This is a genomic window from Actinomadura sp. NPDC048032 (assembly GCF_040653175.1).
Taxonomy (GTDB): Bacteria; Actinomycetota; Actinomycetes; order Streptosporangiales; family Streptosporangiaceae; genus Spirillospora; species Spirillospora verrucosospora.
The window spans coordinates 1-9,490 of record NZ_JBEZJP010000335.1 but is presented as its reverse complement, the minus strand read 5'-3'; the positions used below and the strand labels follow the sequence as shown (position 1 = coordinate 9,490).

The 9,490-nt window shown below is 73.4% G+C and carries 8 protein-coding genes and 1 pseudogene; 4 read left to right on the top strand and 5 right to left on the bottom strand.

What is annotated here, in order from left to right:
* Window positions 1-208, top strand: a 208-nt coding sequence (locus AB0C69_RS31550; protein WP_360358654.1) for a DUF6457 domain-containing protein, incomplete at its 5' end; no start/stop codon positions are given.
* Here AB0C69_RS31550 and AB0C69_RS31545 read toward each other — a convergent pair.
* Window positions 205-447 (bottom strand): hypothetical protein, encoded by a 243-nt coding sequence (locus tag AB0C69_RS31545; RefSeq protein ID WP_345181160.1) that lies wholly within the window; start codon window positions 445-447, stop codon window positions 205-207. The genes AB0C69_RS31550 and AB0C69_RS31545 overlap by 4 nt on opposite strands.
* 214 nt (window positions 448-661) lie before the next feature.
* On the opposite strand from AB0C69_RS31545, the gene AB0C69_RS31540 reads away from it, so the two are divergent.
* The gene (locus tag AB0C69_RS31540; RefSeq protein WP_360358653.1) at window positions 662-2,149 is read left to right on the top strand and encodes an MFS transporter; all 1,488 of its coding nucleotides are present in this window, start codon (window positions 662-664) and stop codon (window positions 2,147-2,149) included.
* Here AB0C69_RS31540 and AB0C69_RS31535 read toward each other — a convergent pair.
* The gene (locus tag AB0C69_RS31535; protein ID WP_360358652.1) at window positions 2,078-3,388 is read right to left on the bottom strand and encodes an NAD(P)/FAD-dependent oxidoreductase; all 1,311 of its coding nucleotides are present in this window, start codon (window positions 3,386-3,388) and stop codon (window positions 2,078-2,080) included. The genes AB0C69_RS31540 and AB0C69_RS31535 overlap by 72 nt on opposite strands.
* The gene (locus tag AB0C69_RS31530; protein ID WP_345181167.1) at window positions 3,378-4,178 is read right to left on the bottom strand and encodes a tryptophan 2,3-dioxygenase family protein; all 801 of its coding nucleotides are present in this window, start codon (window positions 4,176-4,178) and stop codon (window positions 3,378-3,380) included. The genes AB0C69_RS31535 and AB0C69_RS31530 overlap by 11 nt, the downstream gene beginning before the upstream one ends.
* Window positions 4,179-4,315: 137 nt before the next feature.
* On the opposite strand from AB0C69_RS31530, the gene AB0C69_RS31525 reads away from it, so the two are divergent.
* Window positions 4,316-5,419: an alpha/beta hydrolase gene (locus tag AB0C69_RS31525; protein WP_360358651.1), complete on the top strand. Its 1,104-nt coding sequence runs from the start codon at window positions 4,316-4,318 to the stop codon at window positions 5,417-5,419.
* 1 nt (window position 5,420) lies between these two features.
* Here the strand turns inward: AB0C69_RS31525 and AB0C69_RS31520 are convergent, their stop codons facing one another.
* Together AB0C69_RS31520 and AB0C69_RS31515 are read right to left on the bottom strand one after the other, a co-directional pair.
* A complete protein-coding gene (locus AB0C69_RS31520; protein WP_360358650.1) occupies window positions 5,421-6,692 on the bottom strand; it encodes a hydroxyacid-oxoacid transhydrogenase in 1,272 nt (423 codons plus the stop codon).
* A 34-nt stretch (window positions 6,693-6,726) separates the two neighbouring features.
* Window positions 6,727-7,212 (bottom strand): MarR family transcriptional regulator, encoded by a 486-nt coding sequence (locus AB0C69_RS31515; protein WP_345181233.1) that lies wholly within the window; start codon window positions 7,210-7,212, stop codon window positions 6,727-6,729.
* Window positions 7,213-7,322: 110 nt separating this feature from the next.
* Between AB0C69_RS31515 and AB0C69_RS31510 the strand changes: the two are divergent.
* Window positions 7,323-9,419 (top strand): annotated as a pseudogene (locus tag AB0C69_RS31510) (methylmalonyl-CoA mutase family protein); the annotation flags it as partial.
* Between the last annotated feature and the right edge of the window lie 71 nt (window positions 9,420-9,490).

Sequence of the window (9,490 nt, the reverse complement as noted above, 5' to 3'; positions counted from 1 at the left end):
TCGACCTCCTGGCGCGGCTCGCCGTCGCTCGCGCCGAACGAGGCGTGGTCGTAGACCCGGCGCGCCGCTGACGGCCTACCTGCTCGGCCTCGCGGTCGGCCGCGGCGTGCCGGCGCGGGACGCCGCCGCCCGGCTGACCGAGATGGCCGAGGGCTGGCGGGCCGAGGTGCCCGAGCAGGCCGGCGAGCCGGTCCTGGACGACGCCTAGCCGCGGCCGGCGGGCTCGTCGCGCTCCGCGACCGGCACCACGTCCTTCAGGAAGTCCCGGCGGGACAGGAACGCCGACAGGCTCTCGCGGTGCTCGTCGCAGGCGAGCCAGACCTTCCGCCGGTCCGGCGTGTGGATCTTCGGGTTGTTCCACCGCAGCGCCCACACGGCGTCGGCACGGCACCCCTTGGCGGAGCACTGCAGTTCCTCAGGGCCGTTCCCCGGATCGGCGTTGGTCATGAGGCGAGCTTAGACACCTCCAGAGGCCGCGAAAACGACTCACCCGCCCGCGACCTCAGCCACCCACCACCGCAACCGAACGACAACCCCAACGGTTTCGATCGCGTCCGAAGGCAGGGCCGGGGGCGGAGACGCGAGCGAAGCGAGAACCGGATCGCGCAGCGAGCCTCTGGGCGAGTCGGAGCAGTGCCAGCGATCGCCGCGTTTTTCGACGATGGAGGGCCCTCCGGGCTCGAAGGGGGAGAACAAGGCAATGGACAGGCGGTGGCGAGCGCTTTCTGTGTGCCTTGTTGCGGCGTTCATGACGCTGCTGGACGTCAGCATCGTCAACGTGGCGCTGCCGTCGATCCGGGCGGGTCTGCACGCGTCCGACGCCCAGCTGCAGTGGATCCTGTCGGGGTACGCCCTGACGTTCGGGCTCGTCCTCGTCCCGGCGGGGCGGCTCGGTGACGCCCGCAGCCGCCGGGCGGTGTTCATGTCCGGGCTCGCCCTGTTCACGGCGGCGAGCGCGGCGGCGGGCGTCGCCCCGACGATCCTGCTGCTCGTCCTCGCCCGGCTCGTGCAGGGCGTCGCGGGCGGCATCCTCAACCCGCAGGTCGCCGGGCTCATCCAGCAGCTGTTCCGGGGCGCCGAGCGCGGACGGGCGTTCGGGGCGCTCGGCGCCGTCATCGGGGTCGCGACCGCCGTCGGCCCGCTGCTCGGCGGCGGGCTGATCGCGATCGCCGGATCGGCGGAGGGCTGGCGGTGGGTGTTCTACGTCAACATCCCCGTCGGGATCGCGGCGCTGTTCCTGGCGTGGCGGCTGCTGCCCGCCCCGGTCTACGGGCAGCGGCAGGGCCTGGACCCGCTCGGGGTGCTGCTGCTGGGCGCGGGGGTCCTGTGCGTGCTCCTGCCGCTCGTCCAGGAGCAGCAGTGGCGGGGCGCCCTGAAGTGGCTGCTGATCCCCGCGGGCGCCGCGCTGCTGGCGGCCTTCGCGGCCTGGGAGCGCCGGGCGCGGACGCCGATGGTCGTCCTCTCGCTGTTCCGCCTCCGCTCCTACACGCTGGGCACGGCGATCGCGCTGCTGTACTTCGCCGGGTTCACCGCGGTGTTCTTCATCTTCACCCTCTACCTGCAGAACGGCCTCGGCTACAGCGCGCTCGGCGCGGGCCTCGCCATCACCCCCTTCGCGGTCGGGTCCGGTGTGGCGTCCGCGCTCGGCGGCCGGGTCGTCTCCCGGTTCGGCCGCCCCCTCGTCGCCGCCGGCCTGTGCCTGGTGCTCGCGGGGCTCGGCGCGGCGTGGCTCGCGGTCGAGCTGAGGCCCGGCGCCGGCGTGGCCTGGGCGACCGCGGCGCCGCTGCTGCTGGCCGGGCTCGGCACCGGCCTGGTCATCTCGCCGAACCAGACGATCACGCTGTCGGAGGTGGACTACACCGAGGGCGGCAGCGCGGCGGGCGTCCTGCAGACCGGCCAGCGGGTCGGCACCGCGATGGGGATCGCCGCCGTCGGGGCGGTGTTCTTCGCCACGCTGGCCGGCACCGGCGGGGAGTGGGCGGCCGCCTTCCGGCACGGGCTGATCGTCGTGCTGGGGTTCGTGCTGGCGGCGCTGGCGGCGGCCGTCGCCGATCTGGCGGCCGGCCGCCGCCCGGCGTCAGCGCCGCCGGGCGAGGGCCCGCAGTCCGAGGCCGAGGGCCGCCGCGGAGCCGAGGGCGGCCGCGGCTAGCACCCGGTTCTGCCGCCTGATCCGCGCCGGGATCCGGGCGTACGGGATCGTCGAGAACGACACCAGCTCGTAGCGGGAGACGTAGCGTCCGGCCAGGCGGCGCTCCAGCGCGTGCGTCGCCGCCTGCTTCGCCCGGTAGACCGGCGAGGACACCCGGTCGCGCATCTCGACGAAGTTGTCCAGCGCCATCTCGGCGATCGCGTCGGTGTTGGCCTTGCGCCGCTCCTGGTAGAGCCGCAGCGCGCGGGCCCAGTCGCCACCGGTCTCGGTCAGGCACCGGTCGATCTCGATGCAGTCCTCGAACGCGCAGTTCGCGCCCTGCCCGAAGAACGGCACGATCGCGTGCGCGGCGTCGCCCAGCAGCGCCACCACGGCTCCGTCGCCGGACCGCGTCCACGGCCAGCACCGGACGGTCACCAGCGACCCGACCGGGTTGCGCTCGTAGTCGTCCGCGAGTTCCGGCATCAGGCCCGCCACGTCGGGATAGTGCCGCTCGAAGTAGGCGGTGACCTTCTCCGGGGAGTCGAGGGCGGCGAAGTCCTCCTTCGGCCAGAACAGCGTGCAGGTGAAGGAGCGGTCCAGGTTCGGCAGCGCGATCATCATCGAGGTCCCGCGCGGCCAGATGTGCAGGGCGTCCGGGTCGAGCGCGAACCCGCCGTCCTTCGGCGGGACGGTCAGCTCCTTGTAGCCGTGCTCCAGGAAGTCGGCGTCCTCGGCCAGGCGCAGCGACCGGCGGACCGCGCTGTAGGCGCCGTCCCCGGCCAGGACGACGTCGGCGGGCTCGGGGGACGCGTCCTCCAGCAGGAGGGCGCCGGCCTCGACGTCCACGCCGGTGACGCGCTGGGAGAACCGCAGCGTGACGCCCGGCGTGCTCTCGGCGGTGTCCAGCAGCGACCGGTTCAGCTCGGCGCGGCTGATGGAGTTGATGGCGCGCTCCCCGTCGGCGCTGTAGGGCTGGAAGTTCCGCGCCCCCGACAGGGGGTGCACCATCCGCCCGTGCATGGGCAGCGCCTGCTTGAGCGACCGGTCGCGCAGGCCGACCTGCTCCAGCGCGGCCAGTCCCCGCGCCGAGACCGCCAGGTTGATCGAGCGTCCCCGCTCGGCGCCCGCGACGCGCGGGTCGGGGCGCCGCTCGTACACCGTCACCGCGAGGCCGCGGCGGCCGAGCAGCACCGCGAGCAGGCAGCCCGCCAGGCCCGCCCCGACGATCGCGACCCGCTCGCCGCCCTCAGCCGCCATGGGCGGGGACCTCCTCGGTCTGGGAGCGGACCTCCCACAGGTCGGGGAAGGCGGGGGCGAACAGGGTGCTGCGCAGGTAGTCGGCGCCGGCCGACCCGCCCGTGCCGATCTTCGCGCCGATCGTCCGCTCGACCATCTTCAGGTGCCGGTACCGCCACTCCTGGACGCCCTCGTCCACGTCGACGAGCGCCTCGCAGACCTCGGCGGCCGGCCCGGACTCGTCCGCGTAGACGGCGAGCAGGACCTTCTGCACCCCGGGGTCGGGCTCCCACGGCCGGGAGAAGTCCCGCTCCAGGGCCTCGCGCGGCACCGGGTGGCCGCGCCCCGCGAGGTAGCGCAGCAGCGAGTCGAACACCGAGGGGCGGGACACGGCCGCCTGGAGCCGCTCGTCGCCGCGCAGGTCGGAGGCAGGGAAGGAGCGGCGCCCGAGGACGGCCTCGATCTCGCGGAACTGCTCGCTCTGGAAGCCGCTGGAGCTGCCGAGCGCGTCGCGGAACGAGGCGAACTGCCGGGGCGTCATCGTCTCCAGGACGTCCAGCTGCCCGACGACGGTCTTGAGGATCTTGGCGATGCGGCGGGCGGTGTGCAGCGACCCCCCGCTGTTGCCCTCCTCCAGCCGGCGCTGCAGCAGCGCGGCCTCGTGCAGGATCTGCTTGAACCACAGCTCGTAGACCTGGTGGATGATCACGAAGAGCAGCTCGTCGTGCGCCCGGGTCTTCGGCTCCTGGCACGACAGCAGGTCGTCGAGCCTCAGATAGCCGCCGTACGTCATCGTCGGCGAATCCGCCATCACGCCTCCTTGCGACACAACGGATGTGATTCGCAGCATATGGGATGGATCAGCACGTCCAGGCGGTGGGTGGTCGTGCGGAGGCGATACCCCCTACTGTTCAGAACCTGATTCGGCAACGGGCCGGGAGGCGCCGGATGGGCGAGATCGTCAGGGAGTTCGTGGGGCTGCCGTCGCCCCTGGCCGGCCGGGCGGGCGCGGGCGGCCACCCGTGCCAGGGGATCTACCACCGCCCCGCCGGGGCCGCCCCGAGGACCGCGTTCATCGCGGCCCACTACAACGTCGACTTCTCCGAGCACTACCTCGCCGAGCACCTCGCGGCCCGCGGCCACGGCTTCCTCGGCTGGAACACCCGCTTCCGCGGCAACGAGGCGTACTTCCTGCTCGACCACGCCCTCGCCGAGATCGGCGAGGGCGTCCGCTGGCTCCGCGAGCGGGCGGGCGCCGAGCGGATCGTCCTGCTCGGCAACTCCGGCGGCGGCTCGCTGATGGCCGCCTACCAGTCCCAGGCCGTCGAGCCCAACGTCACGCCCGTCGCGGGGATGCGTCCGATCGCCGCCATCGAGGACCTGCCCGCCGGTGACCTGTTCGTCGCGCTCGCCGCCCACTCCGGCCGCCCGGAGGTCCTCACCGCCTGGATGGACCCCTCGGTCACCGACGAGACGGACCCCCTGTCGGCCGACCCGTCCCTGGACCCTTTCGACCCTGGCAACGGCCCCCCGTACAGCGCGGAGTTCCAGGCCCGCTACCGCGCCGCCCAGCGCGCGCGCAACGAGCGCATCACCGACCGGGTCCTCGCCCGCCTGGACGCGCTGAAGGGCACCCGCGCCCGCGACGCGCTGTTCACCGTGCACCGCACCTGGGCCGACCTGCGGATGGTCGACCCCGCCATCGAGCCGTCCGACCGCGAGCCCAACCGCTGCTACCTCGGCGACCCCGCCAAGGCCAACTACGGCGTGTTCGGCATCGGCTCGCTGTGCACGCTGCGCTCCTGGCTGTCGATGTGGAGCCTGCGCACCTCGCAGTGCACCGCCGCCCCGCACCTGGCGCGCATCACCGTCCCGTCGCTGGTGGTGCACGCCACGGCGGACGAGTGCGTCTACGAGAGCGACGCCCGCGCGATCTTCGACGCCCTGGCCGCGTCCGACCGGACCCTCCACCGCATCAGGGACACCCACTACCTGCCGGAGTCCCGGCCCGAGGCCGCCGACCTGGTCGACGCCTGGGTCCGCGCCCGCTGAGTCACCACAGCCGCAGCGACCGGGTGAAGATCCCGGCCACGGCCTCCTCGTCCACCGGACGCGGCGAGGTCGCCAGCAGCCGCTGCTGCTTCATCGCCCCCTCCACGAGCGCGGGGACGTCGCCCTCCCCGTATCCGACGCCGCCGATCCCGTCCGGGATGCCGATGTCGCGCATCAGCCGCAGCACCGCCAGGGGCAGGTGCTCGGTCGGGTCGTCCGGCCGGTCCATCCGCGGGTCGAGCAGCTCCGCGGCCCGGACGTGCCGCTCGGGGCGCGCCTCGAAGGTGAACCGGAACGCCTCGGGGGCGGTCAGCGACACCGACATGCCGTGCGGGACCATCGCCTCCCCGCCGGGGTAGCCGTCCGGCCGGAAATCCCTGACCTGCCCGGCGATGGGGTAGGCGTTGGCGTGCGGGATGTGCACGCCGGCGTTGCCGAACCCGAGCCCCGCGAACGTCGCCGCGAGCGCCATGTCGGTGCGCGCCTCCCGGTCGTCCCCGTCCACGACGGCCCGGCGGAACGACCGCGACAGCAGGCTCAGCGACTTCTCGGCCCACATGTCCGACACCGGGTTGGCCCCGCAGTACGGCACCCGCTCCTCGGGCCTCTTGCGCTCGTACCGGTCGTAGGGGCGCGCGGTGTAGCTCTCCAGGGCGTGGCACAGGATGTCCATCCCCGCCGACGCGGTCACGCCGGGCGGCTGCGACATCGTCAGCTCCGGGTCCACCACGGCCAGCGCCGGCCGCAGCCGCGGGTGGCTGATGCCGGTCTTGACCCGCAGATCCAGGACGTCCAGGACGCAGACCGTGGTGCTCTCCGCGCCGGTGCCCGTCGTGGTGGGGACGGCCACCAGCGGCAGCAGCGGCCGTTCCGGCGCCCGTCCCGCCCCCACGGGCGGGTTCAGGTAGTCGGCGAGATCGCCCTCGTTGGTCGTCAGGAGGTTGACGGCCTTCGCGGTGTCGATGCTCGACCCGCCCCCGACCGCCACGTAGGCGTCGTAGGGGCCGGTCGCGCGGGCGTGCTCGACCGCCGCGCGCATGCTCGCGTCCGTCGGCTCGACGCGCACGCCCTCGAACACCGCGGCCTCGATCCCGTAGGCCCTCATCGCGTCCGCGATCCGGTGCGGCCCGCCCGTCGCCGCGATCCCCGCGTCGGTGACGACCAGCACCCGCCGCGCCCCGAACTGCGCCAGATCGAACCCGATCTCGTCCGCGGCCCCGCTCCCGAACTTCAGCTGCGGCGCCCCATAGGTGAAGACCGTCTCGCTCGTCATCTTCCCAAGGTGCCACAGCCCTCGGCAGGGGCGATCAGTCCAGATCTCCGGTGGCCATGCGGACGCGGCGCAGGGCGGTGGTGATGTCGGCGGCCTCGGCGGCGGGGAGGCCGGCGATGCCGAAGCCGGACTCGTTGAGGGCGAGCGTGGCCTCCTCGGCGAGGTCGCGGCCCGCGGGGGTGATGGTGGCGAGCACGACGCGGCGGTCGTCGGGGGAGGGGCGGCGGCCGACCAGGCCCCGCTGCTCCAGGCGGCCGATCACGTTGGTCACGGACGCGGGGTGCACCATGAGGCGGGCGCCCATCTTGCCCATGGGGAGGGTCCCGGTGCGGGCGAAGGCGAGCAGGCGCAGCGCCTCGTAGGCGGCGAACGTCAGCCCGTACGGCTTGAGGACGGCCTCGATCCGGCTGAGCAGGATCTGCTGGGCCCGCATCACCGAGGTGACGGCCGCCATGCGGTCGGCGTGCTCGGGCCAGCGGCCGCTCCACTGGCGGTGGGCCTCGGCGATGGGATCGGGCATGTCGGGCACCGGGCCACCGTATTCGGTCTTGACTGCGTCGCGCACGGAAACTATTTTAACTTCCAAATATTGGATGTCCAAGGGTTGAGGTGGAGACGGTGACGCGGGAGCTGCACGTGCCGGTGCACCCGGTGCGCTTCGTGACGGCGGCGGCGCTGTTCGACGGCCATGACGCGGCCATCAACATCATGCGGCGCATCCTGCAGTCCCAGGGCGCCGAGGTGGTGCACCTGGGGCACGACCGCTCCGTCCGGGAGGTCGTCGACGCGGTCCTGGAGGAGGACGCGCAGGGCGTGGCGATCAGCTCCTACCAGGGCGGCCACGTCGAGTACTTCGAGTACCTGTCGCGCAGCCTGAAGGAGGCCGGCGCCGAGCACGTGAAGGTGTTCGGCGGGGGCGGCGGCGTCATCGTGCACGAGGAGATCGCGCGGCTGTCGGACGCCGGCGTGCGGATCTTCTCCCCGGAGGACGGGCAGCGGCTCGGCCTGCCCGGCATGATCAACGAACTGGTCCGCGAGTGCGACGTCGACCTGGCCGCCGAGCCCCTGCCGGCCGACGCCGTGGTGGCGGGGGAGCGGCGCGCCCTCGCCCGGGCCATCACCTGCCTGCAGGCCGGCGGCCTGCCCGGGGACGACCGCGCGCGGCTCGCCGAGGCGGCCGCCGGGCGGCGCGTCCCCGTGCTGGGGATCACCGGGACGGGCGGCTCCGGGAAGTCGTCGCTCACCGACGAGCTGGTGCGGCGGCTGCGCGTCGACCAGGGCGACCGGCTGCGCGTCGCGGTGCTCGCCGTCGACCCGACGCGGCGGCGCGGCGGCGGCGCGCTGCTCGGCGACCGGATCAGGATGAACTCCCTGGACGGCGACCGCGTGTTCTTCCGCTCGCTGGCGACCCGGGGCGCGCGGGAGCTGCCGGAGAACGTCGAGGACATCGTCACCGCCTGCAAGGCCGCCGGATACGACCTGGTGGTCCTGGAGACGCCCGGCATCGGGCAGGGCGACGCCGCGATCGTCCCGCTGGTCGACGTGTCGCTGTACGTGATGACGCCGGAGTTCGGCGCCGCGTCCCAGCTGGAGAAGATCGACATGCTCGACTTCGCGGACGTGGTCGCGATCAACAAGTTCGAGCGGCGCGGCGCGGCCGACGCCCTGCGCGACGTGGGCCGCCAGCTCGTGCGCAACCGGGAGGCGTTCGGTCAGCGGCCCGAGGACATGCCGGTGTTCGGCACCAGCGCCGCCACGTTCAACGACGACGGAGTCACGGCGCTCTACCAGCACCTCGGCGGGCTGCTGGCGGAGCACGGCCTGCGCCTGGAGGACGGAGCGCTCCCCGAGGTCGGAACCAAGGTGTCCACCGGCGCCGCGACCGTCATCCCGCCGAACCGGGTGCGGTACCTGTCCGACATCGCCGAGACCGTCCGGAACTACCACGCCGACACGGCGACGCAGATGGAGGCGGTCCGGCGCGTCCAGCGGCTGGACGAGGTGCGCGCCGAGCTGACGGACGCCTCCGAGGTGGAGGGCCTGCTGGAGAAGGCGCGCCGGGACGTGGAGCCCGCGAACGCCGAGCTGGTCGAGGGGTGGCCCGCCGTCGTGGAGTCCTACTCCGGCGACGAGCAGGTCGTGAGGATCCGGGACCGGGAGCTGCGCACCAAGCTCACGCGCGAGTCGCTGTCGGGCAGCCGGATCCCCCGCGTCGCCCTGCCGCGCTACACCGACCACGGCGAGCTGCTGCGGTTCCTCCGCAACGAGAACCTGCCCGGCCGGTTCCCGTTCACCGCCGGGGTGTTCCCCTTCAAGCGCGACAACGAGGACCCCGCCCGCATGTTCGCGGGCGAGGGCGACCCGTTCCGCACCAACCGCCGCTTCAAGCTGCTGTCGGAGGGCCAGCCCGCGACGCGCCTGTCCACCGCGTTCGACTCGGTCACCCTGTACGGGCGCGACCCCGACGAGCGCCCCGACGTGTACGGCAAGGTCGGCACGTCCGGGGTGTCGATCGCCACGCTGGACGACATGAAGGCGCTGTACGACGGGTTCGACCTGTCGTCGCCGACCACCTCGGTGTCGATGACCATCAACGGTCCCGCGCCCACGATCCTGGCGTTCTTCCTCAACACGGCCATCGACCAGGGCCTGGACGCCTTCTACGAGGAGAACGGGCGGGAGCCGTCCGAAGAGGAGGCCGCGCAGATCCGGGCGCGCGTCCTGTCGGCCGAACCGTTCGTGATGCGCGACGGGACGTGGTCGTACCAGCCGTCGGAGTCGTCGTAGGCAAGGATCAC

Bases quoted from the DNA above. Each gene is read 5' to 3' on its own strand.
- AB0C69_RS31545 (WP_345181160.1), bottom strand. From the start codon at position 447: ATGACCAACGCCGATCCGGGGAACGGCCCTGAGGAACTGCAGTGCTCC.
- AB0C69_RS31540 (WP_360358653.1), top strand. From the start codon at position 662: ATGGAGGGCCCTCCGGGCTCGAAGGGGGAGAACAAGGCAATGGACAGG.
- AB0C69_RS31535 (WP_360358652.1), bottom strand. From the start codon at position 3,388: ATGGCGGCTGAGGGCGGCGAGCGGGTCGCGATCGTCGGGGCGGGCCTG.
- AB0C69_RS31530 (WP_345181167.1), bottom strand. From the start codon at position 4,178: ATGGCGGATTCGCCGACGATGACGTACGGCGGCTATCTGAGGCTCGAC.
- AB0C69_RS31525 (WP_360358651.1), top strand. From the start codon at position 4,316: ATGGGCGAGATCGTCAGGGAGTTCGTGGGGCTGCCGTCGCCCCTGGCC.
- AB0C69_RS31520 (WP_360358650.1), bottom strand. From the start codon at position 6,692: ATGACGAGCGAGACGGTCTTCACCTATGGGGCGCCGCAGCTGAAGTTC.
- AB0C69_RS31515 (WP_345181233.1), bottom strand. From the start codon at position 7,212: ATGCCCGATCCCATCGCCGAGGCCCACCGCCAGTGGAGCGGCCGCTGG.